The 18,830-nt window shown below is 39.7% G+C and carries 10 protein-coding genes, 2 tRNA genes and 6 rRNA genes; 2 read left to right on the top strand and 16 right to left on the bottom strand.

The genetic code is table 11. The features are described from left to right. Positions 1–136: 136 nt before the first annotated feature. From G9F70_RS00845 to G9F70_RS00815, 7 genes are read right to left on the bottom strand one after another with little or no spacing between them, the layout of a single operon-like run. Positions 137–340 carry a heavy-metal-associated domain-containing protein gene (locus G9F70_RS00845; RefSeq protein WP_164947231.1) on the bottom strand — a complete coding sequence of 68 codons (204 nt, stop codon included), beginning with the start codon at positions 338–340 and terminating at the stop codon, positions 137–139. Between the two features lie 10 nt (positions 341–350). Beyond that, entirely contained in the window at positions 351–1,262 is a 912-nt protein-coding gene (locus G9F70_RS00840; protein WP_164947230.1) for a stage 0 sporulation family protein, read from the bottom strand. Between the two features lies 1 nt (position 1,263). Next, positions 1,264–2,208: a DNA polymerase III subunit delta' gene (locus G9F70_RS00835; protein ID WP_164947229.1), complete on the bottom strand. Its 945-nt coding sequence runs from the start codon at positions 2,206–2,208 to the stop codon at positions 1,264–1,266. 57 nt (positions 2,209–2,265) lie between these two features. Beyond that, positions 2,266–2,595, bottom strand: coding sequence for a cyclic-di-AMP receptor (locus G9F70_RS00830; protein WP_124996806.1), 330 nt, complete (start codon positions 2,593–2,595; stop codon positions 2,266–2,268). A 14-nt stretch (positions 2,596–2,609) separates the two neighbouring features. Next, on the bottom strand, positions 2,610–3,230 hold the full coding sequence (tmk, locus tag G9F70_RS00825) for a dTMP kinase (RefSeq protein ID WP_164947228.1): 621 nt from the start codon (positions 3,228–3,230) through the stop codon (positions 2,610–2,612). A 51-nt stretch (positions 3,231–3,281) separates the two neighbouring features. Continuing rightward, the gene (locus G9F70_RS00820) at positions 3,282–4,730 is read right to left on the bottom strand and encodes an aminotransferase class I/II-fold pyridoxal phosphate-dependent enzyme (RefSeq protein ID WP_164947227.1); all 1,449 of its coding nucleotides are present in this window, start codon (positions 4,728–4,730) and stop codon (positions 3,282–3,284) included. Further along, positions 4,709–4,921 carry a sigma factor G inhibitor Gin gene (locus G9F70_RS00815; protein ID WP_124996800.1) on the bottom strand — a complete coding sequence of 71 codons (213 nt, stop codon included), beginning with the start codon at positions 4,919–4,921 and terminating at the stop codon, positions 4,709–4,711. The genes G9F70_RS00820 and G9F70_RS00815 overlap by 22 nt, the downstream gene beginning before the upstream one ends. Before the next feature lie 391 nt (positions 4,922–5,312). Between G9F70_RS00815 and G9F70_RS00810 the strand changes: the two genes are divergently transcribed. Next, positions 5,313–6,458 carry a M20 family metallopeptidase gene (locus G9F70_RS00810; RefSeq protein WP_164947226.1) on the top strand — a complete coding sequence of 382 codons (1,146 nt, stop codon included), beginning with the start codon at positions 5,313–5,315 and terminating at the stop codon, positions 6,456–6,458. Between the two features lie 93 nt (positions 6,459–6,551). Here G9F70_RS00810 and G9F70_RS00805 read toward each other — a convergent pair whose 3' ends face one another. The 6 genes from G9F70_RS00805 to G9F70_RS00780 form a co-directional block, all read right to left on the bottom strand. Continuing rightward, entirely contained in the window at positions 6,552–7,043 is a 492-nt protein-coding gene (locus tag G9F70_RS00805; RefSeq protein ID WP_124996796.1) for a hypothetical protein, read from the bottom strand. 427 nt (positions 7,044–7,470) lie between these two features. Further along, positions 7,471–7,545, bottom strand: a tRNA-Cys gene (locus tag G9F70_RS00800). 5 nt (positions 7,546–7,550) lie between these two features. Next, a tRNA-Phe gene (locus tag G9F70_RS00795) sits at positions 7,551–7,626 on the bottom strand. Between the two features lie 5 nt (positions 7,627–7,631). Then, a 5S ribosomal RNA gene (rrf, locus tag G9F70_RS00790) occupies positions 7,632–7,748 on the bottom strand. 81 nt (positions 7,749–7,829) lie between these two features. Then, positions 7,830–10,767: ribosomal RNA gene (locus tag G9F70_RS00785) — 23S ribosomal RNA — on the bottom strand. Between the two features lie 338 nt (positions 10,768–11,105). Next, positions 11,106–12,624 (bottom strand): 16S ribosomal RNA (locus tag G9F70_RS00780). A 443-nt stretch (positions 12,625–13,067) separates the two neighbouring features. Between G9F70_RS00780 and G9F70_RS00775 the strand changes: the two genes are divergently transcribed. Next, positions 13,068–13,799 carry an NAD-dependent protein deacylase gene (locus tag G9F70_RS00775; protein WP_164948118.1) on the top strand — a complete coding sequence of 244 codons (732 nt, stop codon included), beginning with the start codon at positions 13,068–13,070 and terminating at the stop codon, positions 13,797–13,799. Positions 13,800–13,855: 56 nt separating this feature from the next. Here G9F70_RS00775 and rrf (G9F70_RS00770) read toward each other — a convergent pair. From rrf (G9F70_RS00770) to G9F70_RS00760, 3 genes are all read right to left on the bottom strand, one after another. Then, positions 13,856–13,972 (bottom strand): 5S ribosomal RNA (rrf, locus tag G9F70_RS00770). 81 nt (positions 13,973–14,053) lie between these two features. After that, positions 14,054–16,991: ribosomal RNA gene (locus G9F70_RS00765) — 23S ribosomal RNA — on the bottom strand. Between the two features lie 315 nt (positions 16,992–17,306). Continuing rightward, a 16S ribosomal RNA gene (locus G9F70_RS00760) occupies positions 17,307–18,825 on the bottom strand. Together the 16S, 23S and 5S rRNA genes with 2 tRNA genes alongside form the textbook arrangement of a ribosomal RNA operon. Between the last annotated feature and the right edge of the window lie 5 nt (positions 18,826–18,830).

Here is an 18,830-nt window from a genome sequence, read left to right as displayed (position 1 = left end):
CAATAAAAAAAAGAGTATTCACAGGAAGTAATTATACTTGAGTCTTTAACATTGTAAAAAAAATACCGAATAAATAGTTATCCAAACCATCTACTCGGTATTTATAAAACTCTAATTGTGGGTCTTTTTTGTTTTTTTATATAACTGCGTACCCAGCATCTTCAATAGACTCAATTAAATTATCTAATGAAACAAAATAATCATCATATATTATTTCTATTTCTTTGCTTTCACAATTTATTTGGCAAGCAATAACTCCTTGATTATTTGATATTGCCACATTAATGTTACTAATATCATCTGAAGTATTCATATTGCATACTTTTATAACTGACTTCATCTATATCCTCCTAATTATCTTTGAATAATTCTTTTATTATATATGAATCTTCTTCATTTCCAACCAACTCCAATTTAATATCCGCAACAACTACAGTATCTTCATAGCTTCCTGAAATTAATGTTAGGTCTTCAATTTTAACCTCCACTATTTCTTCATCACTACCATTAAGTTTTATCTTAATTTTAACAGCTTCTTTTACTACACTATTTCCGATAACTTCTGCTCTACCATAAGGTGTATCAACTATGGAGCCTAAAGTAGGTAATGTTTTTCTTATTTTTTCATAAGTATCCTGCTCATAATTTAAGCAGCACATTAGTCTCCCACATATGCCTGAAATTTTTGTAGGGTTTAATGATAAGTTTTGCTCTTTGGCCATTTTTATAGACACTGGTGCAAATTCTCCTAAAAAAGTTGAACAACACATAGGTCTACCACATGGTCCAAGCCCGCCTATCATTTTCGCTTCATCTCTAACGCCTATTTGTCTAAGTTCTATTCTTGTTCTAAATACAGCCGCAAGATCCTTTACGAGTTCTCGAAAATCTACTCTTCCATCTGCTGTGAAGTAAAATATAACTTTATTATTATCAAAAGTATACTCTACATCTATAAGTTTCATATCAAGTTCATGTTTATGAATTTTATCTAAGCAAACCTCGTAAGCTTCCGTTTCTTTTCTTTTATTTTCCGCATCTTTTTCTGCATCTGCATCTGTAGCCTTTCTAATAACGCATTTTAGAGGAGATACTATATCATCTTCTTTTATTTCCTTTATTCCAATAACACATTCTCCAAATTCTATACCTCTTACTGTTTCAACGATAACCTTATTTCCCTTTTGAATATCTATATCGTTTGGGCTAAAATAATATATTTTACCAGCTTTTTTAAATCTTACTCCTATGACTGTAACCATTTTAAACCTCCTGCATTTTAAGTAGCATTACCTGAAACGTAAGCCCTGGGTTAACGTTCCTATCTAAATTCTCTCTAGTATCGTTTATTATATTTATAATACCATTTAATTTGTTAAATGAAAATATATTGGCTAATTCTTTTATACTTAATAACTTATCTATGTTAATAATTATATTTTCTTCTTCAATTTCTTTATATATTATAGTATCCCTAATATACGAAAGAAATGCAGTTAATATTTCTTTAAAGTTTTCTTTTTGATCCGATAATTTCTTTTCATATTTCATTAATTCTTCAGTTCCCACTTTATTTAGCTGGAGTAATATTTCCAATGTAATATTTCTAATATTTTTAAAATTATTATCGAAAAGAAATTTTTCTGCTCTCCCAGGTATTCCATCACTAAAAGCCACAATAACTTTTGTTTCCTCTAAAGATAAACTTGGATGATTTACTTTTAGAAATTTTTCCATTTCACCTACAGTTAAGCTTTTTAATTTATGTATTTGACATCTTGATTTTATTGTATCCAATATTACTTCTAGATTTTCACATAGTAAAAATATAGTCACATTCTTAGGTGGCTCTTCAATTGTTTTTAAAAAAGCATTTTGAGCTTGGGTTGTCATTTTATCAGCTTCATAAATAATTATGACTTTCTTATCCCCCTCATAAGGTTTTTTATTAATTTCTTCAATTAAAGTTCTTATAGAATTAACTCCTATTGTACTTTTACTTTTTTCTATGTGCCATTCCACTAAATCAACATATTGCATATCTTTATTCTTTCCTAAAATCTTAAACCCTATATTCCTAGCGAGTATACTTTTTCCTATTCCATCCTCTCCAACTAAAAGATGAGCATGTGATAGTTTATCTAAATTTATAGATTTACTTATTTGGTTTTTTATATTATTATGGCCTATTATGCTCTCAAAACTCATTTTAGTCCTCCATATGCATATAAGCAAGTATAGATTTATATACTTGCTTATAAATAGTTATAACTTTATATATTTATCCACATCAACTACAAATACATTTGCTCCACCTGCGTCCACTTCAATAGGAAATGGCATATATACTCCTGTAGATCCAGCTACTGGTGAAGGTGATGTTACTATTTGCTTTCTTGACTTGCACACATCTTTTATAATAGCTAAAACTTCATCTACCTTTTCTTTCTCTACACCTATTAGCAATGTTGTATTTCCTGCTTTTAAAAAACCACCTGTAGTCGCGAGTTTTGTAACTCTAAAATCTTTGTCTGTTATTACTTCAATTAAATCACTTGCATCATCATCTTGTACTATTGCAATAACTAATTTCATATAATCCCATCCTTTTATAATTTTATTTTTTTAATAGCTTTTATTATATCTTTATGTACTTCATCTACATTTCTATTACCATTGATTACTTCTATTTTATCATATTTCTTACAAATATCTAAGTAACCTTCAAAAACTTTTTTATGGAACTCATTCCCACTATTTTCTAAACGATCTAAAGTCCCTTGCATTTTTTTCCTCTTTAGCCCTTCTTCATAAGGAATGGTAATCATAAAAGTTAAATCTGCCTCTAGTCCATCTAAGGCAGCTTCATTAATGCTTCTTATTCTTTCCATACCAAGTCCTCTACCAATCCCTTGATACACCATTGAAGAATAAACAAACCTATCACATATAACCATCTTACCAAGGGCTAATGCTGGCTTTATAATCTCACTCACTAGTTGTGCACGAGATGCTGCATAGAGTAATGCTTCACACATATCGCTCATATTATAATTATCATTGTCTAGTATTATATCTCTGATTTTCTCGCTAATTTCTGTTCCTCCTGGCTCTCTTGTTCTTACTACCTCATATCCTGCCTCTTTTAGATACCTTTCTAATAATTCTATTTGAGTAGTTTTTCCTGAACCATCTGGACCTTCTAATATTATTAGACGACCTATTTCCATGCAATCCCCTCCACCAATATATATATTAATATATAACAATAATAATAATATCTATTTCTCTACTATTGCTACTTTTCCTTCATTAATTCCAAGCACCGTTACATTGCACCGCATGTAATATTCTATGACAGCTATAGTATGTTCATCTATCCTTTCTCCAGGCATTACAATAGGTATTCCTGGCGGATATGGAACTATTGCTACCGCACTTATTTTACCCTCTAAATTTCTTACCTCCACCATGGTTTTCTCTCTATCCATTACTTCATATGGGTGCATAAGAGAAATTGGAATATCGTAATCTATTAAATCTACATATTCTTGCTTTAAAGTATTCATATCACAGTCTTTAAGCGCTATATATAAGGCATTAAACTCTTGCTGCGAATTAAATGGAGAAAATATTAAAACTACATTTCTACTATCACTCATTTCAGCTTGAATTTTGTTTACTCTTAAATATTCTAATAATTTATGCCCACTGTAATCTTTGGGTACATTTAGTATATACCTAGTTAAATCCATAGTATACTTATTAATGTCTTTATCATATTTTCCTGACATCTCATATAAATCTTCAGGGCCTAAAACATAAAATTTATTAAGGCTATTAATTTTTTCTCTATAAAACTGGCAGAGTTCAATTAACTTTTCATAGTCATTTTCACCATACTCCTCCATATAAAACCTTGCATAATCCATAGAGCATAAGAGCATATAGGAGGGACTTGTACTTAAAAAAGCACTTACATAAAAATCTACTTTACTAATATCAATCCCCTCTCCTACATGTAAAAAAGCTGTTTGTGTTAAGCTGGGTAGTGTTTTATGTGCACTCATGACTACCATATCCGCTCCCATTTTCAAAGGACTTTCAGGTAATAACGTAGATAATCCAAAATGAGCACCATGTGCAGAGTCTACTAATACCTTCATGTTATATTTTCTAGCTATTTCAATAACATACCGTAAATCTAAGCATATACCATAATAATTAGGGTAGGTAACGATAATCCCTTTAGCATCTTTATTTTTATTAATCAAATATAAAAAATGCTCCTTATCTAAGGGAAAAGGAGCATCATATTTCGAATTAATTTTATTTTTAATATATACTGGTTTTAATTTTCTCATGATAATGGCATTAAATATGGAACGATGACAATTTCTCTCTACTATAATTTTATCACCCTCATTGAAACATGAAAAAATCATAGCTAAATTCCCACTAGTACTGCCATTCACTAGAAAATAAGATTTAATACTTCCATAGTATTCACTCAACAACTTTTGAGATTCTTTTATTATACCTTCTGCACAATGAAGATTATCTACTCCATCAACCTCGGTGATATCTCCTTTTATGAGATTTTCATAAAGCTCCCTTCCCTGCAACGTTTTTAAAAACCCGAGTCCACCCTTATGACCTGGCATAGAAAAGGGAATATTTTTTTCTTTTATATATTTTAACACTCCTTCTACAAGTGGTAATTTTGACAATCCTTAGTCACTCCTCTTGGCAAGCACTGTACCAAAGTCTTTCTTATACAGTTCTTGTAATATTCATAGAAATCTGTATTAGCCTTTGCCTTTATAATTCTTCCTTCGCAATTCACACAAATTCCTCTTCCATTTATTATTATACCATCATTTAGAGGCTTTCTGCATATAATACATTTTTCTTTTTTCATAATTTCCCCCTTAAACTTGCTCTTTTAAATCATCACCTCTGGCACTGCAATATTAACGACTTCAGAATGATATTTATACTTCCATATAAGTTTTTTTCTTGTTATAGTATTTGACGCCTATTTATAAATATCGGTTACTTCCCTTCTGAAATGCCGTTAAAACTAACTAAAGTATAGCCTCTTATTATATATTTTATTCAAGTAAGTACGGTTTCTTATTTTGTCCACATAATTATTGGAAATATATTTATCTACATTTTAAGTCAAAACAAGCCATTAAAAATTGTTATATGACCTTATAAAACTTTATTTGTTATTATCAATATATTTATGGACCTTAGGTTATACTAACTGTGTTAATAATAACAAAAATTTGAAAGGAGATTGTTCCATGAGACAAAAAATTATAAGTTATTTAAGCACTATAAAAGAAGATATATATAATTTATCTAAATATCTTTATGATAATCCAGAAACAAGTTATAAAGAATATAAAGGTTGTTCTTATATAATAAATATGCTAAAAGATCATGATTTTGAAATACAAGAAAACTATTGTAATATTCCTACTTCCTTTTACGCTAAATATGGAAGTGGTCACCCTAAGATATGTTATATATGCAAATACGCATCTACAGAAAATGCAGGTCATATTTTTGGTAATAACGTGAATGCAAGTATTTCTACTGCAGCGGCATTAGGTTTATCAAAGGTAATCTCTAAAATTGGAGGAACTGTAATTTTACTAGGATGCCCAGGTGGTTACTCCAATGGAGCAGAACTTACTTTAACGAAAGAAAAATGCTTGGATGATATAGATGTTATATTTGCACCTCACTGCGATATAAGCAATGCTGAAAGTGGTACTTCCATGGCTACCATCCCAATTAAAATTGTGTATAATCAAGATATCAACACTAATAATAAAGAGATTGGTAAATTTTCATCTTTAGATGCTTATTTATATATATTTAATACATTTAGTCAATTGTTAAAAGGGTTAAACAACAGTTGTTATATTGATGCTGTCTCCATAAGTAATGCTTCCTCTTGTGCTAACTCACATTCTCAATCAGAGGCTAAACTTTATTTGACAGCTACTAAAATAAGCGAGGCTAAAGTATTAGAAAAAACTATGGGTGATTTTGTGAAGTCACTGTCTGGAATAATGAATATAACTCCAGAGATTAGCCTATTTGAATTACCTTCAGAAGAACTTTTGACTAATAAATCACTATCAAGAATATTTACACATAACTTAAAAGAATGTGGCATTATTAATATTGATCCTTGTAAAAACGCAACATATGGCCTGGGAATAGGAGCTATAAGCCATATTACGCCATGCATATACCCCTCAATAGCTATTACAGATAAATCCCTAATAAGTTGCCCATCAACAGCATTTGCTTTAGAAACTCAAACAGACTTTTGCAAAAGTAATATTATAAGAGCTGCTGCAGCTCTTGCTATAACCGGCCTAGACATTATTGAAAAGCAAGATTTATTAAAAGAAATTATAGTTGAATTAAAATAGCATAAAATTAATATTGTTAAATATCTTTGCGATAAAAAAAAGAAGTATAATTTTAATCCAATTATACTTCTTTTATATATTTACTAATTATTTTTAAAATAATGGTTTTGCTTTTAATGACCTAATTTTATTCATAAGACCTTCGCTAGGCTCAAAGTAAAACTTTTTGAATTTATCTCCTGCTTTATATACACAGCAAAACTTACTTCCATTAAATGTAGAACATATATACTTTTTACTGCTACTAATATGAATGTGTGTGTTACAATTACTATGTTTACCGATAAATTCTATATCCTTTAATTTAATATCCTCTAGTATTTTAGACTCTTCACCTCTTATTTTATGAATAATGAATTGGTCTGCAACAATAGAATACTTATACTTAATCTTACATCTTGAAAATTCAATAAAACAAAGAGCTACCATTAATGTATTAAAGAACATAGTTATGAATGTTTTTAAATTTATGCTACCTATATTTATCTTAGGTAATAAGTCTGATAGGCATATAAATGTAATTAGTGTAATAAACAACACCACCACAACTGGAAACTTTTTTCTTTGAACCATCTCTTTATACATAAAATTTTAGACCCCCTAAAGTAATTTAAAATGTTAGGCATAAATAGTTTTGTGTCCAACATATGTGATTATACTAGCATTTCATACATTAATCTACTTGTACCAAGTTCCCTATAGTGTGTATAACCTCAGTATATGAGCATATTACTTACTTAGGCTAACTTGTATGTATCAACATATGTATTTCTAAGTTTATCTCTAAATTGCTATTTTTTATAAAAATTTATGTCTATTTTATTTATTTATATATATTAAAGAATATAAACTTAGCATAAGTATATCAGTATAAATGTAAACTTATACATTTTTTTATTTTACAATATTTTATATAATTGTCTACTTTATAATTGATATGCAGTTTTCCTTCAACATATACACTCAAAATATTGAACGTAAAAAAGCACTTTGTATTATTTACAAAGTGCTTTGGAGGCGCCACCCGGATTTGAACCGGGGAATAAAGGTTTTGCAGACCTTGACCTTACCGCTTGGCTATAGCGCCATAACTGGTGGCTAGACCAGGAATCGAACCAGGGACACGAGGATTTTCAGTCCTCTGCTCTACCGACTGAGCTATCCAGCCACATTACCTGGCGACGACCTACTCTCCCACAAAGTTACCCCTGCAGTACCATTGGCGCATTGAAGCTTAACCGACCTGTTCGGTATGGGAAGGGGTGTTACCTTCATGCCATAATCACCAGATTGAGAAAATTATATTCTCTCAAAATTGCACAGTGAAATTATCTTCTCGCTTTCGCTTGAAGCTTACGCTTTATATATATTAAGGTCAAGCCCTCGACTTATTAGTATTAGTCAGCTGAACATGTTACCATGCTTACACCTCTAACCTATCAACCTGGTGTTCTTCCAGGAGTCTTACTAACACCGTGCTTACGCACGAGTTATGGGAAATCTCATCTCAGGGTGGGCTTCACGCTTAGATGCTTTCAGCGTTTATCCCTTCCAAACATAGCTACCCAGCGATGCCACTGGCGTGACAACTGGTGCACCAGAGGTTTGTCCATCCCGGTCCTCTCGTACTAAGGACAGCTCCCTTCAAATTTCCTACGCCCGCGACGGATAGGGACCGAACTGTCTCACGACGTTCTGAACCCAGCTCGCGTGCCGCTTTAATGGGCGAACAGCCCAACCCTTGGGACCTACTTCAGCCCCAGGATGCGACGAGCCGACATCGAGGTGCCAAACCTCCCCGTCGATGTGGACTCTTGGGGGAGATCAGCCTGTTATCCCCGAGGTAGCTTTTATCCGTTGAGCGATGGCCCTCCCACGAGGTACCACCGGATCACTAAGTCCGACTTTCGTCCCTGCTCCACTTGTAGGTGTCGCAGTCAGGCTCCCTTCTGCCTTTGCACTCTTCGCGCGATTTCCAACCGCGCTGAGGGAACCTTTGAGCGCCTCCGTTACTTTTTTGGAGGCGACCGCCCCAGTCAAACTGCCCACCTAACAATGTCCTGTGACCAGATTCATGGCCTCCAGTTAGAACCTCAGTACTGTCAGGGTGGTATCCCAAGGATGACTCCACACAGGCTGACGCCCATGTTTCTCAGTCTCCCACCTATCCTGTACAGACAATACCGAAATTCAATGCTAAGCTACAGTAAAGCTCTACGGGGTCTTTCCGTCCAATCGCGGGTAGCCAGCATCTTCACTGGCACTACAATTTCGCCGGATGTGCTGTTGAGACAGTGCCCAAATCATTACGCCATTCGTGCGGGTCGGAACTTACCCGACAAGGAATTTCGCTACCTTAGGACCGTTATAGTTACGGCCGCCGTTTACTGGGGCTTAAGTTCATACCTTCGGCGGGAACGAATTCCCGACTAAGTAATCCCCTTAACCTTCCAGCACCGGGCAGGCGTCAGCCCCTATACATCAGCTTTCGCTTTAGCAGAGACCTGTGTTTTTGCTAAACAGTTGCTTGGGCCTATTCTCTGCGACCTACTTTCGTAGGCACCCCTTCTCCCGAAGTTACGGGGTCAATTTGCCGAGTTCCTTAACAGCAATTCTTCCGATGGTCTTAGGATTCTCTCCTCACCTACCTGTGTCGGTTTGCGGTACGGGCACCAATATCCTCGATAGAGACTTTTCTTGGCAGCGTGGAATCAGATACTTCAGGAATAAATTCCCTTCCCCATAACATCTCAGCGTTAAGAGCAAACGGATTTGCCTGCTTGCTCCGCCTAAATGCTTAGACACACATCCAATAGTGTGCACATCTTATCCTCCTGCGTCATCCCATTTCTAATAACGTCCATTGGTGGTATCGGAATATCAACCGATTGTCCATCACCTACGCCTTTCGGCCTCGGCTTAGGTCCCGACTAACCCTGAGAGGACGAGCCTTCCTCAGGAAACCTTAGGTTTTCGACCGTTAAGATTCTCACTTAACTCTCGCTACTTATGCCAACATTCTCACTTCTGTACCGTCCACCACTCCTTACGGTATGACTTCAGCCAGTACAGAAAGCTCCTCTACCGCGTACACATAGTGTACACCCATAGCTTCGGTGGTAAGTTTTAGCCCCGGACATCTTCGGCGCAGGATCTCTTGACTAGTGAGCTATTACGCACTCTTTGAATGAGTGGCTGCTTCTGAGCCAACATCCTAGTTGTCTTAGAAATCCCACATCCTTTTCCACTTAACTTACACTTTGGGACCTTAGCTGATGGTCTGGGCTGTTTCCCTTTTGACTACGGATCTTATCATTCGCAGTCTGACTGCCGAAATAAAAGTATATGGCATTCGGAGTTTGATAGGGTTCAGTAACTGTTGTCAGCCCCTAGCCCATTCAGTGCTCTACCTCCATTACTCAATTAATCGACGCTAGCCCTAAAGCTATTTCGAGGAGAACCAGCTATCTCCGAGTTCGATTGGAATTTCTCCGCTATCCACAGCTCATCCCATGGTTTTTCAACACCAACGTGGTTCGGACCTCCACGGAATTTTACTTCCGCTTCATCCTGGCCATGGATAGGTCACCCGGTTTCGGGTCTACGACATGCAACTATAGCGCCCTATTCAGACTTGGTTTCCCTTCGGCTCCGTACCTTAAGTACTTAACCTTGCTACATATCGTAACTCGTTGGCTCGTTCTACAAAAAGCACGCCGTCACACATAAAAAGTGCTCCGACCGGTTGTAGGCACACGGTTTCAGGTTCTATTTCACTCCCCTTCCGGGGTTCTTTTCACCTTTCCCTCACGGTACTTCTTCACTATCGGTCACTAGGTAGTATTTAGCCTTGGGAGGTGGTCCTCCCTGCTTCCCACAAGGTTTCACGTGTCTCGTGGTACTCTGGATTAGATCTGACTGTTTTTCCTTTTCATTTACAGGCCTATTACCTTCTGCGGAGCAGCTTTCCAGCTATCTTCAATTAAGGAATTGCAGTATTTATGATCTATCCTCAACCCCTAGGTCAAAGACCTAGGTTTGGGCTCTTTCCCTTTCGCTCGCCGCTACTTAGGAAATCGATGTTTCTTTCTCTTCCTCCGGGTACTTAGATGTTTCAGTTCCCCGGGTCTACCTCTGCATACCTATTTATTCAGTATGCAGTACATAGTTGTTACTATGTGGGTTCCCCCATTCGGAAATCTTTGGATCACTGGCTATTTGCGCCTACCCAAAGCTTATCGCAGCTTAACGCGTCCTTCTTCGGCTCCTAGTGCCAAGGCATTCGCCATGCGCCCTTTGTAGCTTAACCTTTATCTTTATCTACTTACGTAGATAATTTCGTCTATTTACATAAACGTTTTAATTCATTTTGCGAAATTGTATTAAATTCATCTATACACCATTTACATGGCTTTAACTTATTAAAACAACTTTAATTTCACTGTGCAATTTTCAAAGAACATTTTTAGAAAGATTAAATTTTTAGTTAACTCCAAAGAGTCAATTTAAACTCAGAGAGTTTACTAAAATTAGTCTCTCAAAATTAAACAGAGAATAGGTTACGAGTAATTACAGTAGACATTTTGAAAAATAAAATTAATTATTCTTCTTGTTGCATTGACCGAAGTCTTTGCATCTACTCCCTAGAAAGGAGGTGATCCAGCCGCAGGTTCTCCTACGGCTACCTTGTTACGACTTCACCCCAATCATCAATCCCACCTTCGGCCGCTGGCTCCTTACGGTTACCTCACGGACTTCGGGTGTTACCAACTCTCATGGTGTGACGGGCGGTGTGTACAAGGCCCGGGAACGTATTCACCGCGACATGCTGATTCGCGATTACTAGCAACTCCGGCTTCATGTAGGCGAGTTGCAGCCTACAATCCGAACTGGGATGAGTTTTTGAGTTTGGCTCCACCTTGCGGTCTTGCATCTCTTTGTACTCACCATTGTAGCACGTGTGTAGCCCTAGACATAAGGGGCATGATGATTTGACGTCATCCCCACCTTCCTCCCGGTTAACCCGGGCAGTCTCACTAGAGTGCTCAACTAAATGGTAGCAACTAATGATAAGGGTTGCGCTCGTTGCGGGACTTAACCCAACATCTCACGACACGAGCTGACGACAACCATGCACCACCTGTCACCCTGTCCCGAAGGACTTCGCCCATCTCTGGGTTATGCAGGGGATGTCAAGTCTAGGTAAGGTTCTTCGCGTTGCTTCGAATTAAACCACATGCTCCGCTGCTTGTGCGGGCCCCCGTCAATTCCTTTGAGTTTTAATCTTGCGATCGTACTCCCCAGGCGGAATACTTATTGTGTTAACTGCGGCACCGAGGTTCGACCCCCGACACCTAGTATTCATCGTTTACGGCGTGGACTACCAGGGTATCTAATCCTGTTTGCTCCCCACGCTTTCATGCCTCAGCGTCAGTTACAGTCCAGTAAGTCGCCTTCGCCACTGGTGTTCTTCCTAATCTCTACGCATTTCACCGCTACACTAGGAATTCCACTTACCTCTCCTGCACTCTAGACACCCAGTTTCAAATGCAGCACCCAAGTTAAGCTCGGGTATTTCACATCTGACTTAAATGTCCGCCTACGCATCCTTTACGCCCAGTAAATCCGGACAACGCTTGCCACCTACGTATTACCGCGGCTGCTGGCACGTAGTTAGCCGTGGCTTCCTCCTCTGGTACCGTCATTATCGTCCCAGAAGACAGAACTTTACAACCCGAAGGCCTTCATCATTCACGCGGCGTTGCTGCGTCAGGGTTTCCCCCATTGCGCAATATTCCCCACTGCTGCCTCCCGTAGGAGTCTGGACCGTGTCTCAGTTCCAATGTGGCCGATCACCCTCTCAGGTCGGCTACGCATCGTTGCCTTGGTGGGCCGTTACCTCACCAACTAGCTAATGCGCCGCGGGTCCATCTCAAAGTGGAATTCTCTAAAAGAAAATTCCTTTGATGTTTCAATCATGCGATCAAAACATATTATGCGGTATTAATCTCCCTTTCGGGAGGCTATTCCCCTCTTTGAGGCAGGTTACCCACGTGTTACTCACCCGTCCGCCGCTAATCCACCCCGAAGGGTTTCATCGCTCGACTTGCATGTGTTAGGCACGCCGCCAGCGTTCGTCCTGAGCCAGGATCAAACTCTCAATTTAAAAGTTTACACTTTTTATTTGAAATGAATAATCTGCAACCACTGTTAAGCTGGTTAGCAAGCTCATTACATACTTTTTAGTCTTACGACTAAAATTACTTTTTTATCTAAAGTAATTAACTGGTCTAACGAAATATTATTTCGTTATTTTACCTATTTCTCTGTTTAATTTTCAAAGACCAACTTGTTTTGTCATCATGTGACGACAAGTAGTATCTTACCATAACAAACTTATTGTATAATGAAGTTATAGTTCGTATAGTGAATTTATCTTTATTTTTCTCCACTATTCATAATTAATCCTACCCATATCTCCTATTGATACACTAGGATAAGTATATAGTTTCTTGTACCTAATTTAAAATTTTTATTATACTATACTTTCTTGTTAATAACTACTAAATATCTCTTTAACTGTTATACTGTAATAAAGGAGCTGATATTATGAGTTATGAACTATTAAAAACAATTATAAAAAATGCTACTAATATGGTTTTTTTTGGAGGTGCAGGGGTATCTACAGAAAGTTGTATTCCTGATTTTCGTTCCAAAAATGGTTTGTATAGTATAAAAACTGATTTAAAATTTCCTCCCGAAGTTATTTTAAGTCATTCCTTTTTTATAAATAATACTGAGGATTTTTTTCAATTTTACAAATCTAATATGATTTTTTTAGATGTAATACCTAATGATGCACATATTACATTGGCTAAACTGGAAGAAAAAAATAAATTAAAAGCTATAATCACCCAAAACATTGATGGTTTACATCAAATGGCAGGCTCTAAAAATGTATATGAACTTCATGGATCTGTACATAGAAATTACTGTATGCAATGCAATCATTTTTTTGATTCAACTTATATATTAAATAGTAAGACCATAATTCCTAGGTGTGATAGTTGTGGTGGAATTATTAAACCTGATGTAGTTCTTTATGAAGAAAATTTAGATATGAATATATTAGAACGTTCTATTAAAGCAATAAGTATTGCTGATACATTAATTGTGGGGGGCACTTCTCTTGTGGTATACCCTGCTGCAAATTTGATAAAATATTTTAAAGGAACTAACTTAATTCTTATCAACAAATCCTCCACCCCTTATGATAATCAAGCAACCCTAGTTATTCATGACAGTATAGGAAAAGTTTTAAGTACTGTATACAAATTTTAATTTATACTCTTAACGCAAAATAAAAACCACTAAGTTAGACTTAGTGGTTTTTTGTTACCTGGCGACGACTTACTCTCCCACAAGGTCACCCCTGCAGTACCATTAGCGCATTGAAGCTTAACCTTCGTGTTCGGTATGGGAACGGGTGTTACCTTCATGCCATAATCACCAGATTGAGAAAATTATATTCTCTCAAAATTGCACAGTGAAATTATCTTCTCGCTTTCGCTTGAAGCTTACGCTTTATATATATTAAGGTCAAGCCCTCGACTTATTAGTATTAGTCAGCTGAACATGTTACCATGCTTACACCTCTAACCTATCAACCTGGTGTTCTTCCAGGAGTCTTACTAACACCGTGCTTACGCACGAGTTATGGGAAATCTCATCTCAGGGTGGGCTTCACGCTTAGATGCTTTCAGCGTTTATCCCTTCCAAACATAGCTACCCAGCGATGCCACTGGCGTGACAACTGGTGCACCAGAGGTTTGTCCATCCCGGTCCTCTCGTACTAAGGACAGCTCCCTTCAAATTTCCTACGCCCGCGACGGATAGGGACCGAACTGTCTCACGACGTTCTGAACCCAGCTCGCGTGCCGCTTTAATGGGCGAACAGCCCAACCCTTGGGACCTACTTCAGCCCCAGGATGCGACGAGCCGACATCGAGGTGCCAAACCTCCCCGTCGATGTGGACTCTTGGGGGAGATCAGCCTGTTATCCCCGAGGTAGCTTTTATCCGTTGAGCGATGGCCCTCCCACGAGGTACCACCGGATCACTAAGTCCGACTTTCGTCCCTGCTCCACTTGTAGGTGTCGCAGTCAGGCTCCCTTCTGCCTTTGCACTCTTCGCGCGATTTCCAACCGCGCTGAGGGAACCTTTGAGCGCCTCCGTTACTTTTTTGGAGGCGACCGCCCCAGTCAAACTGCCCACCTAACAATGTCCTGTGACCAGATTCATGGCCTCCAGTTAGAACCTCAGTACTGTCAGGGTGGTATCCCAAGGATGACTCCACACAGGCTGACGCCCATGTTTCTCAGTCTCCCACCTATCCTGTACAGACAATACCGAAATTCAATGCTAAGCTACAGTAAAGCTCTACGGGGTCTTTCCGTCCAATCGCGGGTAGCCAGCATCTTCACTGGCACTACAATTTCGCCGGATGTGCTGTTGAGACAGTGCCCAAATCATTACGCCATTCGTGCGGGTCGGAACTTACCCGACAAGGAATTTCGCTACCTTAGGACCGTTATAGTTACGGCCGCCGTTTACTGGGGCTTAAGTTCATACCTTCGGCGGGAACGAATTCCCGACTAAGTAATCCCCTTAACCTTCCAGCACCGGGCAGGCGTCAGCCCCTATACATCAGCTTTCGCTTTAGCAGAGACCTGTGTTTTTGCTAAACAGTTGCTTGGGCCTATTCTCTGCGACCTACTTTCGTAGGCACCCCTTCTCCCGAAGTTACGGGGTCAATTTGCCGAGTTCCTTAACAGCAATTCTTCCGATGGTCTTAGGATTCTCTCCTCACCTACCTGTGTCGGTTTGCGGTACGGGCACCAATATCCTCGATAGAGACTTTTCTTGGCAGCGTGGAATCAGATACTTCAGGAATAAATTCCCTTCCCCATAACATCTCAGCGTTAAGAGCAAACGGATTTGCCTGCTTGCTCCGCCTAAATGCTTAGACACACATCCAATAGTGTGCACATCTTATCCTCCTGCGTCATCCCATTTCTAATAACGTCCATTGGTGGTATCGGAATATCAACCGATTGTCCATCACCTACGCCTTTCGGCCTCGGCTTAGGTCCCGACTAACCCTGAGAGGACGAGCCTTCCTCAGGAAACCTTAGGTTTTCGACCGTTAAGATTCTCACTTAACTCTCGCTACTTATGCCAACATTCTCACTTCTGTACCGTCCACCACTCCTTACGGTATGACTTCAGCCAGTACAGAAAGCTCCTCTACCGCGTACACATAGTGTACACCCATAGCTTCGGTGGTAAGTTTTAGCCCCGGACATCTTCGGCGCAGGATCTCTTGACTAGTGAGCTATTACGCACTCTTTGAATGAGTGGCTGCTTCTGAGCCAACATCCTAGTTGTCTTAGAAATCCCACATCCTTTTCCACTTAACTTACACTTTGGGACCTTAGCTGATGGTCTGGGCTGTTTCCCTTTTGACTACGGATCTTATCATTCGCAGTCTGACTGCCGAAATAAAAGTATATGGCATTCGGAGTTTGATAGGGTTCAGTAACTGTTGTCAGCCCCTAGCCCATTCAGTGCTCTACCTCCATTACTCAATTAATCGACGCTAGCCCTAAAGCTATTTCGAGGAGAACCAGCTATCTCCGAGTTCGATTGGAATTTCTCCGCTATCCACAGCTCATCCCATGGTTTTTCAACACCAACGTGGTTCGGACCTCCACGGAATTTTACTTCCGCTTCATCCTGGCCATGGATAGGTCACCCGGTTTCGGGTCTACGACATGCAACTATAGCGCCCTATTCAGACTTGGTTTCCCTTCGGCTCCGTACCTTAAGTACTTAACCTTGCTACATATCGTAACTCGTTGGCTCGTTCTACAAAAAGCACGCCGTCACACATAAAAAGTGCTCCGACCGGTTGTAGGCACACGGTTTCAGGTTCTATTTCACTCCCCTTCCGGGGTTCTTTTCACCTTTCCCTCACGGTACTTCTTCACTATCGGTCACTAGGTAGTATTTAGCCTTGGGAGGTGGTCCTCCCTGCTTCCCACAAGGTTTCACGTGTCTCGTGGTACTCTGGATTAGATCTGACTGTTTTTCCTTTTCATTTACAGGCCTATTACCTTCTGCGGAGCAGCTTTCCAGCTATCTTCAATTAAGGAATTGCAGTATTTATGATCTATCCTCAACCCCTAGGTCAAAGACCTAGGTTTGGGCTCTTTCCCTTTCGCTCGCCGCTACTTAGGAAATCGATGTTTCTTTCTCTTCCTCCGGGTACTTAGATGTTTCAGTTCCCCGGGTCTACCTCTGCATACCTATTTATTCAGTATGCAGTACATAGTTGTTACTATGTGGGTTCCCCCATTCGGAAATCTTTGGATCACTGGCTATTTGCGCCTACCCAAAGCTTATCGCAGCTTAACGCGTCCTTCTTCGGCTCCTAGTGCCAAGGCATTCGCCATGCGCCCTTTGTAGCTTAACCTTTATCTTTATCTACTTGCGTAGATAATTTCGTTTATTTACATAAACGTTTTAATTCATTTTGCGAAATTGTATTAAATTCATCTATACACCATTTACATGGCTTTAACTTATTTAAACAACTTTAATTTCACTGTGCAATTTTCAAAGAACATTTTTAGAAAGATTAAATTTTTAGTTAACTCCAAAGAGTTAACTAAAATTAGTCTCTCAAAATTAAACAGAAAATAGGTTACGAGTAATTACAGTAGATGTTTTGAAGAATAACTAAATTCTTCTTGTTGCATTGACCGAAGTCTTTGCATCTACTCCCTAGAAAGGAGGTGATCCAGCCGCAGGTTCTCCTACGGCTACCTTGTTACGACTTCACCCCAATCATCAATCCCACCTTCGGCCGCTGGCTCCTTACGGTTACCTCACGGACTTCGGGTGTTACCAACTCTCATGGTGTGACGGGCGGTGTGTACAAGGCCCGGGAACGTATTCACCGCGACATGCTGATTCGCGATTACTAGCAACTCCGGCTTCATGTAGGCGAGTTGCAGCCTACAATCCGAACTGGGATGAGTTTTTGAGTTTGGCTCCACCTTGCGGTCTTGCATCTCTTTGTACTCACCATTGTAGCACGTGTGTAGCCCTAGACATAAGGGGCATGATGATTTGACGTCATCCCCACCTTCCTCCCGGTTAACCCGGGCAGTCTCACTAGAGTGCTCAACTAAATGGTAGCAACTAATGATAAGGGTTGCGCTCGTTGCGGGACTTAACCCAACATCTCACGACACGAGCTGACGACAACCATGCACCACCTGTCACCCTGTCCCGAAGGACTTCGCCCATCTCTGGGTTATGCAGGGGATGTCAAGTCTAGGTAAGGTTCTTCGCGTTGCTTCGAATTAAACCACATGCTCCGCTGCTTGTGCGGGCCCCCGTCAATTCCTTTGAGTTTTAATCTTGCGATCGTACTCCCCAGGCGGAATACTTATTGTGTTAACTGCGGCACCGAGGTTCGACCCCCGACACCTAGTATTCATCGTTTACGGCGTGGACTACCAGGGTATCTAATCCTGTTTGCTCCCCACGCTTTCATGCCTCAGCGTCAGTTACAGTCCAGTAAGTCGCCTTCGCCACTGGTGTTCTTCCTAATCTCTACGCATTTCACCGCTACACTAGGAATTCCACTTACCTCTCCTGCACTCTAGACACCCAGTTTCAAATGCAGCACCCAAGTTAAGCTCGGGTATTTCACATCTGACTTAAATGTCCGCCTACGCATCCTTTACGCCCAGTAAATCCGGACAACGCTTGCCACCTACGTATTACCGCGGCTGCTGGCACGTAGTTAGCCGTGGCTTCCTCCTCTGGTACCGTCATTATCGTCCCAGAAGACAGAACTTTACAACCCGAAGGCCTTCATCATTCACGCGGCGTTGCTGCGTCAGGGTTTCCCCCATTGCGCAATATTCCCCACTGCTGCCTCCCGTAGGAGTCTGGACCGTGTCTCAGTTCCAATGTGGCCGATCACCCTCTCAGGTCGGCTACGCATCGTTGCCTTGGTGGGCCGTTACCTCACCAACTAGCTAATGCGCCGCGGGTCCATCTCAAAGTGGAATTCTCTAAAAGAAAATTCCTTTGATGTTTCAATCATGCGACCAAAACATATTATGCGGTATTAATCTCCCTTTCGGGAGGCTATTCCCCTCTTTGAGGCAGGTTACCCACGTGTTACTCACCCGTCCGCCGCTAATCCACCCCGAAGGGTTTCATCGCTCGACTTGCATGTGTTAGGCACGCCGCCAGCGTTCGTCCTGAGCCAGGATCAAACTCTCAATTTAAAAGT

This window comes from Clostridium sp. FP1, assembly GCF_011065975.2.
Lineage (GTDB): Bacteria > Bacillota > Clostridia > Clostridiales > Clostridiaceae > Clostridium_AD > Clostridium_AD tagluense.
The sequence above is the reverse complement of the archived record's forward strand: the minus strand, read 5'-3'. Positions and strand labels throughout refer to the sequence as shown.

What these genes read in the sequence shown, in the direction of transcription:
- G9F70_RS00775 (WP_164948118.1), top strand. Translation starts at nt 13,068, where the DNA reads ATGAGTTATGAACTATTAAAAACAATTATAAAAAATGCTACTAATATG.
- tmk (WP_164947228.1), bottom strand. Translation starts at nt 3,230, where the DNA reads ATGGAAATAGGTCGTCTAATAATATTAGAAGGTCCAGATGGTTCAGGA.
- G9F70_RS00845 (WP_164947231.1), bottom strand. Translation starts at nt 340, where the DNA reads ATGAAGTCAGTTATAAAAGTATGCAATATGAATACTTCAGATGATATT.
- G9F70_RS00805 (WP_124996796.1), bottom strand. Translation starts at nt 7,043, where the DNA reads ATGTATAAAGAGATGGTTCAAAGAAAAAAGTTTCCAGTTGTGGTGGTG.
- G9F70_RS00815 (WP_124996800.1), bottom strand. Translation starts at nt 4,921, where the DNA reads ATGAAAAAAGAAAAATGTATTATATGCAGAAAGCCTCTAAATGATGGT.
- G9F70_RS00835 (WP_164947229.1), bottom strand. Translation starts at nt 2,208, where the DNA reads ATGAGTTTTGAGAGCATAATAGGCCATAATAATATAAAAAACCAAATA.
- G9F70_RS00830 (WP_124996806.1), bottom strand. Translation starts at nt 2,595, where the DNA reads ATGAAATTAGTTATTGCAATAGTACAAGATGATGATGCAAGTGATTTA.
- G9F70_RS00840 (WP_164947230.1), bottom strand. Translation starts at nt 1,262, where the DNA reads ATGGTTACAGTCATAGGAGTAAGATTTAAAAAAGCTGGTAAAATATAT.
- G9F70_RS00810 (WP_164947226.1), top strand. Translation starts at nt 5,313, where the DNA reads ATGAGACAAAAAATTATAAGTTATTTAAGCACTATAAAAGAAGATATA.